General features: G+C 69.0%; 19 protein-coding genes. 11 read left to right on the plus strand and 8 right to left on the minus strand.

What is annotated here, in order from left to right; all coding sequences use genetic code 11:
* Both IEX13_RS05315 and IEX13_RS05320 read right to left on the minus strand, forming a co-directional pair.
* A complete protein-coding gene (locus IEX13_RS05315; RefSeq protein ID WP_188661989.1) occupies positions 1–489 on the minus strand; it encodes a DUF456 domain-containing protein in 489 nt (162 codons plus the stop codon).
* A gap of 69 nt (positions 490–558) precedes the next feature.
* Positions 559–1,065, minus strand: coding sequence for a fasciclin domain-containing protein (locus IEX13_RS05320; RefSeq protein WP_188661991.1), 507 nt, complete (start codon positions 1,063–1,065; stop codon positions 559–561).
* A gap of 181 nt (positions 1,066–1,246) precedes the next feature.
* Here IEX13_RS05320 and IEX13_RS05325 point away from each other — a divergent pair, with 181 nt between their 5' ends.
* A complete protein-coding gene (locus IEX13_RS05325; protein ID WP_188661993.1) occupies positions 1,247–2,086 on the plus strand; it encodes an alpha/beta hydrolase family protein in 840 nt (279 codons plus the stop codon).
* Here IEX13_RS05325 and IEX13_RS05330 read toward each other — a convergent pair.
* Entirely contained in the window at positions 2,076–2,474 is a 399-nt protein-coding gene (locus IEX13_RS05330; RefSeq protein WP_188661995.1) for a hypothetical protein, read from the minus strand. The genes IEX13_RS05325 and IEX13_RS05330 overlap by 11 nt on opposite strands.
* A 93-nt stretch (positions 2,475–2,567) precedes the next feature.
* Positions 2,568–3,050: a glycine zipper 2TM domain-containing protein gene (locus IEX13_RS05335; protein WP_188661997.1), complete on the minus strand. Its 483-nt coding sequence runs from the start codon at positions 3,048–3,050 to the stop codon at positions 2,568–2,570.
* Positions 3,051–3,179: 129 nt separating this feature from the next.
* On the opposite strand from IEX13_RS05335, the gene IEX13_RS05340 reads away from it, so the two are divergent.
* Entirely contained in the window at positions 3,180–3,968 is a 789-nt protein-coding gene (locus IEX13_RS05340; RefSeq protein WP_188661999.1) for a tRNA threonylcarbamoyladenosine dehydratase, read from the plus strand.
* A 3-nt stretch (positions 3,969–3,971) separates the two neighbouring features.
* Here IEX13_RS05340 and IEX13_RS05345 read toward each other — a convergent pair whose 3' ends face one another.
* Complete coding sequence (locus IEX13_RS05345) at positions 3,972–4,733, minus strand: TatD family hydrolase (RefSeq protein WP_188662001.1); 762 nt, start codon at positions 4,731–4,733, stop codon at positions 3,972–3,974.
* Positions 4,730–4,960: a DUF6116 family protein gene (locus tag IEX13_RS05350; RefSeq protein ID WP_188662003.1), complete on the minus strand. Its 231-nt coding sequence runs from the start codon at positions 4,958–4,960 to the stop codon at positions 4,730–4,732. Before IEX13_RS05350 ends, IEX13_RS05345 begins: the two co-directional genes overlap by 4 nt.
* A gap of 140 nt (positions 4,961–5,100) precedes the next feature.
* Here IEX13_RS05350 and IEX13_RS05355 point away from each other — a divergent pair, with 140 nt between their 5' ends.
* The 5 genes from IEX13_RS05355 to IEX13_RS05375 all read left to right on the plus strand — a co-directional run bounded on the left by IEX13_RS05355 (position 5,101) and on the right by IEX13_RS05375 (position 10,861).
* Positions 5,101–5,784: a glycine zipper 2TM domain-containing protein gene (locus IEX13_RS05355; RefSeq protein ID WP_308423891.1), complete on the plus strand. Its 684-nt coding sequence runs from the start codon at positions 5,101–5,103 to the stop codon at positions 5,782–5,784.
* 124 nt (positions 5,785–5,908) lie between these two features.
* The gene (locus IEX13_RS05360) at positions 5,909–7,072 is read left to right on the plus strand and encodes an acyl-CoA dehydrogenase family protein (RefSeq protein ID WP_188662005.1); all 1,164 of its coding nucleotides are present in this window, start codon (positions 5,909–5,911) and stop codon (positions 7,070–7,072) included.
* A 28-nt stretch (positions 7,073–7,100) separates the two neighbouring features.
* A complete protein-coding gene (locus tag IEX13_RS05365) occupies positions 7,101–7,655 on the plus strand; it encodes a GNAT family N-acetyltransferase (RefSeq protein ID WP_188662007.1) in 555 nt (184 codons plus the stop codon).
* 22 nt (positions 7,656–7,677) lie between these two features.
* On the plus strand, positions 7,678–9,942 hold the full coding sequence (locus IEX13_RS05370; RefSeq protein WP_188662009.1) for a thiamine pyrophosphate-dependent enzyme: 2,265 nt from the start codon (positions 7,678–7,680) through the stop codon (positions 9,940–9,942).
* A 16-nt stretch (positions 9,943–9,958) separates the two neighbouring features.
* Positions 9,959–10,861, plus strand: a complete 903-nt coding sequence (locus IEX13_RS05375) for an adenylate/guanylate cyclase domain-containing protein (protein ID WP_188662010.1) — start codon at positions 9,959–9,961, stop codon at positions 10,859–10,861.
* Positions 10,862–10,908: 47 nt separating this feature from the next.
* On the opposite strand, the gene IEX13_RS05380 is transcribed toward IEX13_RS05375, so the two are convergent.
* Positions 10,909–11,814 carry a phosphate/phosphite/phosphonate ABC transporter substrate-binding protein gene (locus IEX13_RS05380; protein ID WP_188662012.1) on the minus strand — a complete coding sequence of 302 codons (906 nt, stop codon included), beginning with the start codon at positions 11,812–11,814 and terminating at the stop codon, positions 10,909–10,911.
* 66 nt (positions 11,815–11,880) lie between these two features.
* Positions 11,881–12,750 (minus strand): CAF17-like 4Fe-4S cluster assembly/insertion protein YgfZ, encoded by an 870-nt coding sequence (gene ygfZ / locus IEX13_RS05385; protein WP_188662014.1) that lies wholly within the window; start codon positions 12,748–12,750, stop codon positions 11,881–11,883.
* Between the two features lie 24 nt (positions 12,751–12,774).
* Here ygfZ and IEX13_RS14205 point away from each other — a divergent pair, with 24 nt between their 5' ends.
* Genes IEX13_RS14205 through sdhA form a run of 4 tightly spaced genes read left to right on the plus strand, consistent with a single transcriptional unit; the run spans position 12,775 to position 15,575 of the window.
* Entirely contained in the window at positions 12,775–12,951 is a 177-nt protein-coding gene (locus tag IEX13_RS14205) for a DUF1674 domain-containing protein (protein ID WP_229668457.1), read from the plus strand.
* A 56-nt stretch (positions 12,952–13,007) separates the two neighbouring features.
* Positions 13,008–13,403 carry a succinate dehydrogenase, cytochrome b556 subunit gene (gene sdhC / locus IEX13_RS05395; RefSeq protein ID WP_188662016.1) on the plus strand — a complete coding sequence of 132 codons (396 nt, stop codon included), beginning with the start codon at positions 13,008–13,010 and terminating at the stop codon, positions 13,401–13,403.
* Entirely contained in the window at positions 13,400–13,777 is a 378-nt protein-coding gene (gene sdhD / locus IEX13_RS05400) for a succinate dehydrogenase, hydrophobic membrane anchor protein (protein ID WP_188662018.1), read from the plus strand. The genes sdhC and sdhD overlap by 4 nt, the downstream gene beginning before the upstream one ends.
* A 7-nt stretch (positions 13,778–13,784) precedes the next feature.
* Positions 13,785–15,575, plus strand: coding sequence for a succinate dehydrogenase flavoprotein subunit (sdhA, locus tag IEX13_RS05405; protein ID WP_188662020.1), 1,791 nt, complete (start codon positions 13,785–13,787; stop codon positions 15,573–15,575).
* The last annotated feature ends 18 nt before the right edge of the window (positions 15,576–15,593 follow it).

Genomic DNA, 15,593 nt, shown 5'->3' on the forward strand with positions numbered 1-15,593 from the left:
CTAGTTGATCACCAGCGCGCCGATGAAGATCACCAGCATCGCCAGCGCCAGCATCACCTTGAAGATGGCGCCGACCAGCAGCCCGATCCAGGTGCCGACGCCGATGCGCGAGGCGTCGCGCCAGGCCCGGCCGTGGGCCATTTCGCCGGCGGCCGCGCCCAGCAGCGGCCCGGCCAGCAGGCCGGGCAGGCCGAAGAAGATGCCGACGAAACCGCCGATGCCCGCGCCCCACATGCCCTTGTTCGACGCGCCCGCGCGCCTGGCGCCGAGCAGGCTGGCAAGGAAATCCGTGGCGATCGAAATGGCGACCAGCAGGCCCAGCACCACCAGCACGCCGCTGCCGATGCGCTGGTAGCCGTCGGCCCAGGCCGCCAGCCACATGCCCGCGAACATCACCGGCAGCCCCGGCAGCACCGGCAGGATGGTGCCGAACAGACCGATCACGATCAGCGCGCCGGCCAGGATGTACCAGGTGGTTTGCGGGTCCATCGCCGGAGCATAACAAGCGACGGCCCGCCGAAGCGGGCCGTCGAGGAACAACGCAGGGGAGGGTACAGGTCAGTCCGGGAGGATGACGGTGTCGATGACGTGGATGACGCCGTTGCTGGCCTTGATGTCGGTGGCGGTGACAGTCGCGCCGTCGATGCGCACGGTGCTGCCGGTCACTTCGATGTCGGCGGCCTGGCCGTTGACGGTGGTGGCGGAATCAAGCTTCACCACGTCGGCGGCCTTCACCTTGCCGGCGACCACGTGGTAGGTGAGGATCGCCACCAGCTGGTCCTTGTTCTCGGGCAGCAGCAACGACTCGAGCGTGCCGGCCGGCAGCTTGGCGAACGCATCGTCGGTCGGCGCGAACACGGTGAACGGGCCCTCGCCCGACAGGGTCTCGACCAGGCCGGCGGCCTTGACGGCGGCGACCAGGGTTTCGAAGTCGGCATTGCCGGCGGCGACGTCGACGATGGTGCCGGCGGCCTTTTCCTTGCCTTCGTGGTGGCCGGCGAGCGCCGGGGTCGCGACCAGGCCGGAAAGCATCAGGGCGAGCGCAGTTTTGCGAAGCAGGGTCATGGGTTTCTCCAGGGTGGGGGTGATGCCCCGTTCGGGCACGTTTGCAGTGTCCACGGGGGGCCGTCATGGGGCCGTCGTGGTGGCGTCAGGGGCGCGTGTCGGGCGCGTGTCGCCGGCGTGAGGACAGGCGCGCAGGGCAAGGCGGGCTGGGTATGCTTGGTGTTTTGCGGGGAGTGAGCCAATGCCGGTCGACGAATCAAGGCTGCAGGCGCCCGATGGCCACGGCTTCGGGCTGCGCCGCTGGCGCCCGCGCAAGGCCCGGGGCGGTCTGCTCTTCCTGCCCGCGCTGGGCGTTTCGGCGAACAAGTACGACGCGTTCGCGCAGGCGCTTTGCAAACACGACATCGCCGTCGCGGTGCCGGACTGGCGTGGCACGGGCAGCAGCGACTGGCGCGCGGCCAGGGGGCGGGACTGGGGTTATCGGCACCTGCTCGACCAGGACCTGCCCACGGTCGTGCGGGCGCTGCCCGGAGACCTTCGCTGGTGCCTGGGTGGGCACAGCCTGGGAGGGCAGTTCGCGGCCATGCTGGCCGCACGCCGGCCCGAGGGCTGCGCCGGCCTGGCCCTGGTCGCCACCGGCGTGCCGGACTGGCGCAGCTACCGCGGCTCGAAGCGCTGGGGCATCGCCGGTTTCGCCCATGCCCTGCCGCTGGTCACCCGCATCGTCGGCCACTACCCGGGCGAACGCCTGGGCTTCGCCGGGCGCGAAGCCGGCGGCCTGATGCGCGACTGGTCGCGCACGGTCCGCCGCGGCCGCTATGCCGACTACGGGGAAACAACGGACCTGGAGGCGGCCATGGCGCAGGTCTCATGCCCGGCGCTGGGCGTGCACTTCCAACATGACGCCCTGGTCCCGGAGCCGACCCTGCACCAGTTGCTGGAAAAACTGGGCCCGGGGCCCCGACGCATCGAACGTTTCGACAGCGGCCGGCTGGGCACGCAGGCCGACCACTTCCGCTGGATGCGCGAACCCGCGGCGGTCGCCGCCGCGGTGTCCGACTGGCTGCCGGTCAGCCCTTGAAGTCGCGGTGGCAGGCCTGGCAGCCGTTCTGGATCCGGTCCAGGGCGACGCCGGCGGCCGCGCAGTCGGCGGGCGGGGTGGCCAGGGCGGCGTCGAGCGAGGCGCGCAACACGGTGGCGTGCTGGACGAAACGTTCGTCGTCCTCGGTCGGCAGGAACGCAGGCTCGAGGTCGTTGCCCAGGTGGCGAAGGGTCTGCAGTTTCGGCAGCAGGTCGGTGCTGGCGCAGCGGTTCTGCTTCACGTTGGCGCCCAGGCCCTGCATCTGCGCCGCCATCACCGCCATTACCCCGTTCGGGTAGGCCGTGCCCTGGCGCAGCGCGCTCATGGCGATCAATGCACAGGCGGCGCCGACGAACAGGCCGATCAGGACCAGGATCAGGGAACGCATGCAGGAGCTCCGGACAAGGAAAGACCGCCGGGAAGATACCACGGCGGTCTGTCCGGGAAGCCTGCGACGTCCGTGTCGCGGTGACGCGGGGTCTTAGCGCAGCAGCTCGAGATTGTTGCCGTCGACGCGCACGTAAGCCCCTTCGCGGATGCCATTGCCCAGGCGATTGCGATTGAGCACGACCAGTCGGCCATCGTCCATGCGGACGTGGATGTCGAAGGTCTCCTCGTTCATCTTGTTTTCGATGGCATTGCCGGCGACCGCGCCAGCGACGGCACCCGCGACCGTGGCGGTGTTTTCCTTGCCTTCGCTGCCGTGGGTCGGGATCTCGCGGGCCGCGACCGCACCCACCAGGCCACCCAGCACGGCGCCGGCGCGGCTGTTGCGACGGGCGCCGTAGACCTGTTCGATGCGCTCGATCCGGCCGCAGTTGTAGCAGCGCTGCTGCGAGTAGCCGCGGTCGTAGCTTTGGTTGTAGCCACGCTCGTAGCCATAGGCCGGTGCGCGCGGTTGGGTGGCGCAGGCCGCCAGCGACGTGGCGGCGACGGCGGCGACGACCAGCATGCGGGTCTTCATGGGGAACTCCTTGCAGTTGGCATCGGGAACGTGGGACCGAAGCTAGGCTTGCCGCGCTGAACCGGGGCCGACCGTCGCCGGCCCGGTTCGCAATCCGTTCATTCCCCGGCGCCCGGCTAGAATGTCGAGATGAACGATCCCCGCTTCGCCGGCATCGACCGGCTCTATGGCCAGGGTGCGGTTGCGCGCCTGGCCCGCCGCCAGGCCTGCGTGGTCGGCCTGGGCGGCGTCGGCAGCTGGCTGGTCGAATCCCTGGCGCGCAGCGGGGTGGGGCGGCTGGTGCTGGTGGATGCCGACGAGGTCTGCGTCAGCAACACCAACCGCCAGTCGCACGCGCTTGAAGGCCAGTACGGCCGCGGCAAGGGCGAGGTGCTCGCCGAGCGCTGCCGGGCCATCAATCCCGGGATCGAAGTCGACGTGGTGCCGGCCTTCCTGCTGCCGTCCAATCTCGAGGCCCTGCTCGACCGGGGCCACGACATCGTGCTCGACGCCTGCGACAGCTTCCGCAGCAAGCTCGAAATGATCGCCTGGTGCCGGCGGCGCAAGCTTCCCCTGGTCACATGTGGTTCGGCCGGCGGCCGCCGCGACCCGACCCTGGTGCGCGTGCGCGACCTCTCGCGCACCGAACACGACGCCATGCTGGCCCTGGTGCGCAAGAAGCTGCGCGCCGACTTCGGTTTCCCGCGCAACCCGGACCGCTACTTCGGCGTGCCCGCGGTGTATTCGATGGAAAACGTGAAGTACCCGCAGGCCGACGGCAGCGTCTGCGGCGTGCGGCCGAAACTGGGGGCGGATGCGGCGCTCAAGCTCGACTGCGGCGCCGGCCTGGGCGCAGCCACCCACGTCACCGGTGCCTTCGCCTTCGCGATGGCGGGCAAGGCGGTGGAATTGCTGCTCAAGCCAGGCGAGGGCGGCTAGGGCCTAGCCGAACAGGCGCAGCGCATTGGCCGACGTGGCTTCGGCGATGCTGGCCGCGGCTTGCCCGCGCAGTTGCGCCACCACGTCCAGGACCTGGCAAAGGCGGGCGGGTTCATTGCGCTGGCCACGCCATTGGGCGTCGGGCTGGTCGGGGGCGTCGGTTTCCAGCAGGAGGCAGTCCAGCGGCATCGACGCCACGGTTCGGCGCAGGCGCCTGGCCCGCTCGTAGGTGACCGGGCCGCCAATGCCCAGGCAGAACCCCAGATCAAACAGCTGCCGGGCCTGTTCCTCGCTGCCCGACCAGCTGTGCACGACGCCGCGCAGGCCGCCGACCTGGCGCAGGGTGCCGATCACTTCCTCGACGGCCCGACGCGCGTGCAGGATGACGGGCAGGTCGAATTCCCGGGCCAGCTCGAGCTGGCGACGGAAATAGAGCCGCTGGGACTCCGGGTCGGGTTCGTCGACGAAAAAATCCAGCCCGCATTCGCCAACGGCCGCCGGGCGCTCGTGTTCGAGCCAGTCGCGCAGCTCATCCAAGTGGCCCGGCTGGTGGCGGTCCAGGAACATCGGGTGCAGGCCATAAGCCGGGCGCAGGCCGGGTTCGGCCGCGCACAGGGCCCGGATGGCGTCCCAGCTGGCACGGTCCACGGCCGGCACCAGCTGCCGGGCCACGCCGGCCTGGCGGGCGCGGGCCAGCACGGCCGGGCGGTCGGCGTCGAATTCCGCGGCGTCCAGGTGGCAGTGGCTGTCGTACAGCGGGCTCATTCGCGGCGCGATTCACCTTCGATCACGTTGCCGGACGGCGGCTCGTCCTTGCGTCGCCAACTGGCCAGCATCAGGGTCGCCAGGGCGGTGACGATTTCGTCGATGAAGGGGATCGGGTCGGGCAGCAGCCAGCTGAGCAGCATCAGCGCCGCCGTAATCTTGAACAGGGTCGGGAAGCGCAGCCGCGCGGCGAACGCGGTCAGCGGGCCGGTGATGGGGTGGGGCATGGGGGGGCTCCGTCAACGTCGCTTCGATTGAAATTAACACGTGGTGAGGCGCCTTCACGCGTTTATGCCCCGGTTCAGGTTTACTGGCCCAAATTGCCCTCGCACAAGCGGGCAAGAAACCGCCCTAGGAGGAAAACGCCATGAACAAGACGATCCTGGCCGTCGCGGCCGGCATGCTGGTCGGGGGTGGCGCCATCGCCGCCTACCAGGTCTATGCAACGCCTTACGCCGAGGTGCTGTCTTCGACCCCGATCACCGAAAAGGAACAGATCTGGGGCGAGGTGGTTGCCTCGACGCCCATCACCGAAATGCGCACCGGTGAACGCCAGGTCTGCGAGGACCGCGTGGTCGAAGTGCGCCAGCCCGAACGCTTCGGCGACAAGGACGGCATGGTCGTCGGCGCCGTCGTCGGTGGCCTGCTGGGCAACCAGGTGGGCAAGGGCGACGGCCGCAAGCTGGCCACGGTCGCCGGTGCCGTGGGCGGCGCCTATGCAGGCCGCGAGATCGACCGCCGCCACGTCGGCGGCAAGAAGACCACCGAGATCCAGCAGGTCTGCCAGACCGTGACCGAGCCGCGCGAAGAAGTGATCGGCTACGACGTCACCTACCGGGCCGATGGCGAACTGGCCAGCATGCGCACCGACCGCAAGCCGGGCGAACAGCTCCTGCTGGGCGAGCGCGACAAGATCGTCGGCTACAACGTCACCTGGCGCTACGAGGGCCAGACCGGCGAGCTGGTGATGGCCGAGGACCCGGGCGAGCGCCTGCCGATCCGGGACGGCACCATCGCCGTGGCCGGCCTCGATACGCCCCCGCAGGGTTAAACCCCGGCAGCGGCGACACCCCCGGAAGGGGCCGGTTCGTCCGGCCCCTTTCCATTTCGTCATGCCAGCGGCCGGCCAAACCGGCTAGAATCACGGGCTTTCCCGACGCCCGAAAACCGCAGCCATGGCCCTGAACCCGACCGACCTGTTCGACATCCGCTCCCTGCTCAGCGAAGAGGAGCGCATGATCCAGGACAGCGTCGCCCGCTTCACCGACCAAAAGGTACTGCCGATCATCGGCGACTGCTTCGACCAGGGCCGCTTCCCCAAGGAACTGGTGCCGGAAATCGCCGCGATGGGGCTGCTGGGTTCCTCGCTTCCGGAAAAATACGGCTGCGCCGAGCTCAACGCGGTCAGCTACGGCCTGATCTGCCAGGAACTCGAGCGCGGCGACAGCGGCATCCGCAGCTTCGTTTCCGTGCAGAGTTCGCTGTGCATGTACCCGATCTATGCCTATGGCTCGGAAGAACAGCGCCAGAAGTACCTGCCCGGCATGGCCCGCGGCGAGATCATCGGCTGCTTCGGCCTGACCGAACCGCACGGCGGCTCCGACCCGGCCAACATGAAGACCGTGGCGAAGAAGGACGGCGGCGACTGGGTCATCAACGGCGCCAAGATGTGGATCACCAACGGCAACCTGGCCGACATCGCCATCGTCTGGGCCCAGACCGACGAAGGCATCCAGGGCTTCATCGTCGAAAAGGGCACCAAGGGCTTCGAGGCCCAGGAAGTGCACAAGAAGATGAGCCTGCGCGCCTCGGTCACCTCGGCGCTGTACTTGGACTCCGTGCGCGTGCCCGACAGCCAGCGCCTGCCCAACGTCAAGGGACTCAAGGGCCCGCTGGGCTGCCTCACCCAGGCCCGCTACGGCATCACCTGGGGCCCGATCGGCGCCGCCATCGCCGCCTACACCTCGGCGCTGGAATATTCGAAGGAACGCGTGCTGTTCAACCGCCCGATCGCAGCCACCCAGGCCGTCCAGCTCAAGCTGGCCGACATGGCCCGGCGCATCACCCTGGCGCAGCTGCTCAGCCTGCAGCTGGGCCGCCTGAAGGACGCCGGCACCATGCAGCCGGCGCAGGTGTCGCTGGCCAAGTGGAACAACTGCCGCATGGCCATCGACATCTGCCGCGAAGCCCGCGACATCCTCGGCGGCGCCGGCATCACCACCGAGCATCCGCCCATCCGCCACGCGCTCAACCTCGAGTCCGTCATCACCTACGAAGGCACGGAAACCGTGCACCAGCTGGTGATCGGCCGCGAAGTCACCGGCATCAACGCGTTCTGACCGCCGGCCCGGCGGGCGGACCCTTTCCATGGACCTCGATGGCCTGAAGCTCGAAACCGCGCGGCTGCTGCTGCGGCCCGTGCGCGGCGCAGACTTCGAAGCCTGGGCGGACTTCTGCGCCGACCCCGAGGCCATGCATCACCTGGGCGGGGTGCAGCCCCGGGCGATCGCCTGGCGCTCCTTCCTGGCCACGGTCGGCGCCTGGCACGTGCAGGGATTTTCCTTCTTCTCGGTTTTCGAACGCGAATCCGGCCAATGGGTCGGCCGGGTCGGGCCGTGGCAGCCGGAAGGCTGGCCGGGCACGGAAGTCGGCTATTCGCTCGCGCGCAACGCCTGGGGCAAGGGCTACGCCACCGAAGCCGCGGCCGCCTGCATCGACTGGGCCGTGGATACCCTGGGCTGGACCGACATCATCCAGACCATCGATCCGGCCAACACCGGCTCCCAGGCCGTGGCCAGGCGGCTCGGGGCGAGCCTGCGTGGTCCCGGCAAACTGCCGCCTCCCTACGAAAACCAACCCGTCCAGATCTGGGGCCAGACGCGTGAACAGTGGCAGGTGAACCGCCTGCGCCTGCGCCGCTGACCCCGCCTTTCGCGAGCCCTCCATGTCCGTTGCCACGCCCATCCCCGCCCGTCACAAGGACGTCAACCGCGCCAAAGTCTGCGACGACAATTTCGTCGAGTTCGTGAAGGCGTGGGACGGCCGGCCCGGCCACCGCCCGGCACCCGACGAAGCCGTGCTCGAAGGCAGCCACTGCAGTGCCCGGGACTTCCTGGAACTGTTCGAATCCCAGCTGGTGTCGCGCCACCTGGACCTGATGGCGCGGGTGCTGCGCGTGCAGCAAAAGGTTTTCTACACGATCGGCAGCTCGGGCCACGAAGGCAATGCGATGGTCGCCCGGCTCACGCGCCACACCGATCCGGCTTTCCTGCACTACCGCTCCGGCGGCTTCATGGCCGAACGCTTCCGCAAGCTGCCGGACATGGACCCGGTGATGGACTCGGCGCTGAGCTTCGCGGCCAGCAAGGACGACCCGATCTCGGGTGGCCGCCACAAGGTCTGGGGCAGCAAGCCACTGTGGGTGTTGCCGCAGACGTCCACCATCGCTTCGCACCTGCCCAAGGCCCTGGGCACCGCGATTGCCATCGAGCAGGCACGCCGCATCGGCCATGCGCTGCCGATCCCGGACGACTCGATCGCCATCTGCAGCTTCGGTGATGCGTCCAGCAACCATGCCACCGCGCAGACGGCCTTCAATACCGCCCAGTGGACGGCCTACCAGCGGCTGCCGGCGCCGGTGCTGTTCGTGTGCGAGGACAACGGCATCGGCATTTCGGTGAAGACGCCCGGCGGCTGGATCGGCAACGCCTTCCGCCAGCGCCCGGGCCTGGACTACTTCTTCGCCGACGGCCTGGACCTGGCCAACGGCTACGGCCAGGTCCAGGCCGCGGTCGAACACTGCCGCCGCACCCGCCGGCCGACCTTCCTGCACCTGCAGACCACGCGCATCATGGGCCACGCCGGCACCGACTTCGAGATCGAGTGGCGAAGCTTCGAAGAGCTGATGGCCGTCGAGGCCAGCGACCCGCTGCTGCGCTCGGCGGCGATCGCGCTTGAATCGGGGGTGATGGGCAAGGACGAACTGCTGGCGAAATACGAGGCCATGCGTGCCCGCTGTTTCGCCGCCGCCGAAGAGGCCGACCGCCGGCCCAAGCTCGACGACCTGGCCGAGGTGATGGCGCCGCTGGCGCCGTACACGCCGGACAAGGTGCAGGCGCAGGCGACCCGCAGTGATTTCGCCGAACGACGCCTGGCGGTGTTCGGCAGCGAGGCGCGCCTGCCCGAGAACCAGGCCCCGAAACACCTGGCGATCCAGATCAACCAGGCCCTGCACGACCTGTTCTGCCAGTATCCCGAAGCCTTGCTGTTCGGCGAGGACGTGGCCCAGAAGGGCGGCGTGTATACGGTCACCAAGGGCCTGCACAAGGCCTTCCGCAACGCCCGCGTGTTCAACACGCTGCTCGACGAGACCATGATCCTGGGCCTGGCCCAGGGTTATGCCAACGTCGGCCTGCTGCCGCTGCCGGAAATCCAGTACCTGGCCTATTTCCACAACGCCTGCGACCAGATCCGCGGCGAGGCCTGCAGCCTGCAGTTCTTCTCCAACGGCCAGTTCCGCAACCCGATGGTGATGCGGATCGCCTCGCTGGGCTACCAGCGCGGCTTCGGCGGGCACTTCCACAACGACAACTCGATCACCGCGCTGCGGGACATCCCGGGCCTGGTGGTCGGCTGCCCCAGCCGCGGCGACGACGCGGCCACCATGCTGCGCACGATGATGGCGCTGGCCAAGGTGGACGGGCGCGTCTGCGCCTTCCTCGAACCGATCGCCCTGTACATGACCAAGGACCTTTACGAACCCGGCGACGGCCAGTGGCTCACTGCGTATCCGGCACCGGGCGAGGCCATGGCGCTGGGCGAAGAGCGGGTCTACGCGCCCGAGGCCACCGACCTGGTCATCTTCAGCTTCGGCAACGGCGTGCCGATGAGCCTGCGCGCCGCCCGCCGCATCGAAGCCGGCAAGGGCTGGAAGGTGCGGGTGGTCGACCTGCGCTGGCTGCAGCCGCTCAACGCCGACGCCATCGCCCGGCATGCCGGTGAGTGCGCCCGCATCCTGGTGGTGGACGAGGGCCGGCGTTCGGCCGGCGTCGGCGAGGGCATCATCACCGCCGTGGTCGAGGCCGGGCAGGGCGCCAAGCCGCTGCGGCGCGTGGTCGGCGAGGACACCTACACGCCTCTGGCGGGCGCCGCGTTCCTGGTCATCCCCTCGGACGACGACATCGTCTCGATGGCCGAGGACATTCCCTGATATCGTTCCTTCCGTCATGAGCCAGTCCCGGCCCCAGACCATCCTTTTCGCCGACGTCAGCGGCAGCACGCGGCTGTTCGAAAGCAAGGGCGACGTCGAAGCACGGCGCCTGATCGCGCTGGTGCTGGACGCGCTGTCCGGGGTTTGTGCCCAGCACGGCGGCCGGGTCATCAAGACCATCGGCGACGAGATCATGTGTACCTTCCCGCGCGCCATGAACGGCGTGCTGGCCGCCTGCGACATGCAGCGGCGGCTGGCGCGGGACATCGTCTTCGTGCGCGACAACCTGGCCGTACGCATCGGCCTGCACCATGGCGACGCCCTGGAAGAAGCCGACGGCGACGTCTACGGCGACGCGGTGAACGTGGCGGCGCGCATGGCCTCGCTGGCCAAGCGCGAGCAGGTGGTCACCACCGCCGCGACCTTCGACGGCCTGACCGGCAAGGTGCCCGAGGCCCGCAGCCTGGGCAAGGCACGCGTCAGCGGCAAGTTGCTGCCCATCGCCATCGTCGACCTGGTCTGGCAGGAGGACACCTCCGGCATGACCCTGGTCCAGGCCGGGCCGCGGGCCGGAAGCAAGGACGACACGGGCGCCGAGTCGGTGCTCCGGCTAAGGCACCGCGGCGAGCTGGTCGAACTGCGGCCAGACTCCGAACCTTTCCTGATGGGCCGCGAGCCCGGCAACCAGCTGGTGGTGGAGGCCGACTGGGTCAGCCGCACGCACGCCATGGTGGAGTTCAAGCGCGGCCATTTCATGCTCACCGACCGGTCCACGAACGGCACGTTCGTGCGCGTGGGCGAGGACGACGAACTGAAGCTGCACCGCGACGAGGTGCACCTGCGCAAGTCGGGCACGATCAGCCTGGGGCAAAGCTTCGCCGCCAACAGCGGCGACGTCATCCATTACGAGGCAGGCTGAGGCCGCTGGCGCGCCCGGCCGTGCGCCGGGCGGCCGCGGTGCACGGATCAGTTGTCCGCGGTGACTTCCAGCCCGCCCAGGTCCTCGTCGCTGATCGAATCGAGGTCGATGGCTTCGGGCTCGGGTTCGACTTCGGCAGCGGGCTTGGCCGGGCGTGGCTTGTAGCCGAACACGCCGGCCAGCAGGCTTTCGCTGTTGGTGTATTCGGCGGCCGGCGCGTCAACGAACTGGGTGGCGCCCAGCTCCACCAGCACCTCGTAGGAGCCCGGGTCTTCGTGCAGCTTGAGCATGGCTTCCTCGACCGCGTCCTGCACGTCCGAAGGCACGGTGCCGGCGGCGCTGAGCGTACGGCCGATGAACTCGCGCGATTCCGAGACAACCACCAGGTTCGGGTACAGCTGCGCGATGTAGTTGGGCACCATCGCCGCGTCGGTTTCCTGGGAGAAGATCATCTCCACGCCGTCGCGCCAGCCGGTGCCGACCGACTTGATTTCAGGCGCGGCGATCGGGTTGCGGTAGATCTCCAGCATCAGCAGGTAACCCATGCTGGGCGAGGGCATCGAAACCACCGGCCGGCCGATCAGGCCGCTGGTGCCTTCTTCGGCGATCATCGCGTCGGCCAGCAGGGAGTAGCGCGTCGGTTCGAGCGTGCGCACCAGCGGCGTGAAGCCCAGCCGGCCCATGCGGTAGCCGGCGAAGTGGGCCTCCTCGAAGGCGAAGTCCACCTTCATGCCGGCGCGCAGGTCGCGCCAGTACACGTGGTAGTTCGCCGCCGTCTTGATCCGGAAGGTGTGTCCGGTGGACGCCGAAAGGTAATCAAGCAGCGGCTGGTAGACCTGTTCGGCCTGCGCCGGTGGGTAGTTGGGCTCGACCGCGAGGGTGTAATTCGCGGCCAGCGCCGGTGCGGCCGTGAAGGCCATGGCCACCGTCAAAAAACACTTCTTGATCATCATGTTCTGTTCCTCCCTGTGGCAGCGGGTATAACAGACAAACGCCCATGGGCCAAGGCGAACCGGGCGTCAGCGTGCCAGTCCGTTAAGCAGTTCACGCCGGACCAGCGGCTGGCCGGCGGCGCTCAGGTCACCGGCGTCCGGGTCGGTCGCCAGGACCGCCAGCAACTGGTCACCGCCCGCGCAGACCAGGCGGCCCAACTCCCGGCCCTGGGGGTCCAGCACCGGCGTGCCGGCGGGCGGCGCTGACTTTGCCTGCAACCGCACCAGGCCGCGCTTGGCCTGGCCCAGGTAGTGGGTACGGGAGACGATTTCCTGGCCGGGGTAGCAGCCCTTCTTGAGACTGAAGGCTCCCAGGCGGTCAAGCGAGAGCATCTGCGGGGTCCAGGTTTCACGCTGGTCACCGGGCAGGCGGGGCAGGCCATGGGCCAGGTCGGCCTGGCGCCAGGCCTGCGTGGTCTCCGGATCTTCGTCGGCGATGGCCCCGTCGCCGGCGGGCAGCAGCCACAGGCCGCGGTCGGTCCCGTCGCCGGACAGGTCAAGCACCCAGCCGGCATCGGCGTCACCGTTTGCCAGGGCGCGGTCCGGGCCCGACGGCGCCGGGCCCGCGCAGGCACGCCACTGGTCGAGCGGCTGCAGGCTGAGCTTGCTGCGGAAGATGAACTTCTTCAGGTGCGCCGCCATGTCCTCGGCGGCGTAGTCCGGCAGCACCAGCAGGAACTGGTCGTCGGCCTCGCGCAGCAGCGCGAACAGCGCAATCACGCGCCCCTTCGGCGTCAGCAGGCCGTTCCACTGCCATCGGCCCGGGGCCAGCGCGTTCACGTCGTTCATGGCCTGGGCCTGCAGGAAAGCCGCTGCATCGCGCCCCGCAGCACGCAGCAGGCCGATGCCGGGCAGGGTCGGGCAGGTGAGCGGGGCTGGATTTGGCTTGAACGACATGGGGGCGGGACTTAACATGTCCGGATGTCTACGGAGCCGCGCATCATAGGCGATACCCGCACCCGACCCGAAACCCCGGCCGGCGGCGCCGGCGGGGAAGAGGCCGGCGCGGCGCCTCCCGCGGAAATCGGCGGACGCGACGGTCCCGACCCAACGCGCTACGGCGATTGGGAGAAGAACGGCCGCTGCATCGACTTCTGACGCCACGCCGACATCCGGCGGGGCATCCTTCCCACTCCAACCGACGAGCGCAGCCCATGGCGACGCAAGAACGACCCCTGTCCCCGCACCTGCAGGTCTACAAGCCGCAGCTGACCAGCACGATGTCCATCCTCCACCGCATCACCGGGGTGGTGCTTGCACTGGGCTCGCTGGCCTTCGCCGCGTGGCTGGTGGCGGTCGCCGGCGGCGCCGAGGCCTTCGAACTCGCCCGGACCGTGCTGGCGTCGGTGTTCGGGCAGATCGCGCTGTTCGCGCTGTCGGCCTGCCTGGTCTACCACCTGCTGAACGGCATCCGGCACCTGGCCTGGGACGCCGGCCACGGCTACGACATCCCCAAGGCCTATGCCAGCGGCTACGCGGTGCTCGTGCTGGCCGTGCTGATCACCGCGGGCCTGTGGTGGGCCGGCCTTTCGATGGGAGGTGCGGCATGAGCCTGCGCAACCCGCTCGCCCGCGCCAAGGGCCTGGGCTCGGCCAAGGACGGCACCGGCCACTGGTGGCACCAGCGCCTGAGCGCCATCGCCCTGCTGCTGATGGGGCCCTGGTTCGTCATCCTGATGGTCGGCCTGATCGGCGCGGACCAGGAACGGGTCCGCGCGGTGCTGGCGCAGCCGTTCACCGCCGCCGTGCTGACCGCCTTCGTGCTGTCGCTGTTCTGGCACGCCCGCCTGGGCCTGCAGGTGGTCATCGAGGACTACGTGCACGGCGGCGCCGAGCTGCTGCTGCAGGTGATCGTCAAGTTCGCCTTCGCGATCGCCGCCATCGCCTCCCTGCTGGCCATCGGCCGCATCGTCTTCACAGCCTGAGAACGCCATGACGTCCGCCTACAAGATCCACGAACACAAGTACGACATGGTCGTCGTCGGCGCCGGCGGTGCCGGCCTGCGCGCCACCTTCGGCCTGGCCCAGAAGGGCCTCAAGACCGCCTGCATCAGCAAGGTCTTCCCGACCCGTTCGCATACCGTGGCGGCGCAGGGCGGCATTTCCGCCGCGCTGGGCAACATGGGCGAGGACGACTGGCGCTTCCACTTCTACGACACCATCAAGGGCTCGGACTGGCTGGGCGACCAGGACGCCATCGAGTACATGTGCCGCGAAGCCATCCCGGCGATCATCGAGCTTGAACACCAGGGCGTGCCGTTCTCGCGCACCGAAGACGGCAAGATCTACCAGCGCCCCTTCGGCGGCATGACCACGCACTACGGCAAGGGCACCGCCCAGCGCACCTGCGCCGCCGCCGACCGCACCGGCCACGCCATCCTGCACACCCTGTACCAGCAGTCGCTGGCGCACTCGGCCGAGTTCTTCATCGAATATTTCGCGCTCGACCTGATCATGGACGAGGAAGGCGCCTGCCGCGGCGTGCTCGCGCTCGACATGAGCACCGGCGAACTGCACTTGTTCCGCGCCCAGGGCACGGTGCTGGCCACCGGCGGCTACGGCCGCGCCTACTTCAGCGCCACCTCGGCCCACACCTGCACCGGCGACGGCGGTGGCATGGCCCTGCGCGCCGGCTTGCCGCTGCAGGACATGGAGTTCGTGCAGTTCCACCCGACCGGCATCTACGGCGCCGGCTGCCTGATCACCGAAGGCGTGCGCGGCGAAGGCGGCATCCTGCGCAACTCGGCGGGCGAACGTTTCATGGAACGTTACGCGCCCAACGCCAAGGACCTGGCGTCGCGCGACGTGGTCAGCCGTTCGATGACCATCGAGATCCGCGAAGGCCGCGGCGTGGGCCCGAAGAAGGACCACATCCACCTCGACCTCACCCACCTCAATCCGGCCGACATCCACGAGAAGCTGCCGGGCATCGCCGAGACCGCCAAGATCTTCGCCGGCGTGGACGTCACCAAGCAGCCGATCCCGGTGCTGCCGACCGTGCACTACAACATGGGCGGCCTGCAGACCAACTACCACGGCGAAGTGGTCACCCTGAAGAACGGCAACCCGGACACCGTCGTCGAAGGCCTGTACGCCATCGGCGAGGCGGCCTGCGTTTCCGTGCATGGCGCCAACCGCCTGGGTTCGAATTCACTGCTCGACCTGGTGGTGTTCGGCCGCGCGGTGGCCAACCGCTGCGCCGAAACGATCAAGCCCGGCGCGCCGCACAAGTCGCTGGGCGCGTCGGCCTGCGACAAGTCGCTGGCCAACCTCGACAAGCTGCGCAACGCCAGCGGCGGCACGCCGACGGCGGTCATCCGCGACAACATGCAGCAGGTCATGCAGAGCAACGCCGCGGTCTTCCGCACCGGCGAAACCCTGCTCGAGGGCGTCCAGAAGATCAGCGAAGTGCATGCCTCCTTCGCGGACGTGCGCGTTTCCGACCGTTCGATGGTCTGGAACTCCGACCTCATCGAAACCCTGGAGCTGCAGAACCTGCTCGGCCAGGCCGTGGCCACCATGGTGTCGGCGGAGAACCGCAAGGAGTCGCGCGGCGCCCATGCCCGCGAGGACTTCTCCGATCGCGACGACGACAACTGGCACAAGCACACGCTGTGCTGGGTGGACGATGCGGGCCAGACCCGCCTCGACTACCGCCCGGTGCACATGTACACGCTGAGCAAGGACGTGGACGTCGTCCCGCCCAAGGCCCGCACCTACTGACCTCCTGGATACCCGAAA

This window comes from Arenimonas soli, from assembly GCF_014643775.1.
GTDB classification, from domain to species: Bacteria; Pseudomonadota; Gammaproteobacteria; order Xanthomonadales; family Xanthomonadaceae; genus Arenimonas; species Arenimonas soli.

Excerpts from the sequence above, each read along its gene's own strand:
- IEX13_RS05315 (WP_188661989.1), bottom strand. The coding sequence starts at position 489 with ATGGACCCGCAAACCACCTGGTACATCCTGGCCGGCGCGCTGATCGTG.
- IEX13_RS05320 (WP_188661991.1), bottom strand. The coding sequence starts at position 1,065 with ATGACCCTGCTTCGCAAAACTGCGCTCGCCCTGATGCTTTCCGGCCTG.
- IEX13_RS05325 (WP_188661993.1), top strand. The coding sequence starts at position 1,247 with ATGCCGGTCGACGAATCAAGGCTGCAGGCGCCCGATGGCCACGGCTTC.
- IEX13_RS05330 (WP_188661995.1), bottom strand. The coding sequence starts at position 2,474 with ATGCGTTCCCTGATCCTGGTCCTGATCGGCCTGTTCGTCGGCGCCGCC.
- IEX13_RS05335 (WP_188661997.1), bottom strand. The coding sequence starts at position 3,050 with ATGAAGACCCGCATGCTGGTCGTCGCCGCCGTCGCCGCCACGTCGCTG.
- IEX13_RS05340 (WP_188661999.1), top strand. The coding sequence starts at position 3,180 with ATGAACGATCCCCGCTTCGCCGGCATCGACCGGCTCTATGGCCAGGGT.
- IEX13_RS05345 (WP_188662001.1), bottom strand. The coding sequence starts at position 4,733 with ATGAGCCCGCTGTACGACAGCCACTGCCACCTGGACGCCGCGGAATTC.
- IEX13_RS05350 (WP_188662003.1), bottom strand. The coding sequence starts at position 4,960 with ATGCCCCACCCCATCACCGGCCCGCTGACCGCGTTCGCCGCGCGGCTG.
- IEX13_RS05355 (WP_308423891.1), top strand. The coding sequence starts at position 5,101 with ATGAACAAGACGATCCTGGCCGTCGCGGCCGGCATGCTGGTCGGGGGT.
- IEX13_RS05360 (WP_188662005.1), top strand. The coding sequence starts at position 5,909 with ATGGCCCTGAACCCGACCGACCTGTTCGACATCCGCTCCCTGCTCAGC.
- IEX13_RS05365 (WP_188662007.1), top strand. The coding sequence starts at position 7,101 with ATGGACCTCGATGGCCTGAAGCTCGAAACCGCGCGGCTGCTGCTGCGG.
- IEX13_RS05370 (WP_188662009.1), top strand. The coding sequence starts at position 7,678 with ATGTCCGTTGCCACGCCCATCCCCGCCCGTCACAAGGACGTCAACCGC.
- IEX13_RS05375 (WP_188662010.1), top strand. The coding sequence starts at position 9,959 with ATGAGCCAGTCCCGGCCCCAGACCATCCTTTTCGCCGACGTCAGCGGC.
- IEX13_RS05380 (WP_188662012.1), bottom strand. The coding sequence starts at position 11,814 with ATGATGATCAAGAAGTGTTTTTTGACGGTGGCCATGGCCTTCACGGCC.
- ygfZ (WP_188662014.1), bottom strand. The coding sequence starts at position 12,750 with ATGTCGTTCAAGCCAAATCCAGCCCCGCTCACCTGCCCGACCCTGCCC.
- IEX13_RS14205 (WP_229668457.1), top strand. The coding sequence starts at position 12,775 with ATGTCTACGGAGCCGCGCATCATAGGCGATACCCGCACCCGACCCGAA.
- sdhC (WP_188662016.1), top strand. The coding sequence starts at position 13,008 with ATGGCGACGCAAGAACGACCCCTGTCCCCGCACCTGCAGGTCTACAAG.
- sdhD (WP_188662018.1), top strand. The coding sequence starts at position 13,400 with ATGAGCCTGCGCAACCCGCTCGCCCGCGCCAAGGGCCTGGGCTCGGCC.
- sdhA (WP_188662020.1), top strand. The coding sequence starts at position 13,785 with ATGACGTCCGCCTACAAGATCCACGAACACAAGTACGACATGGTCGTC.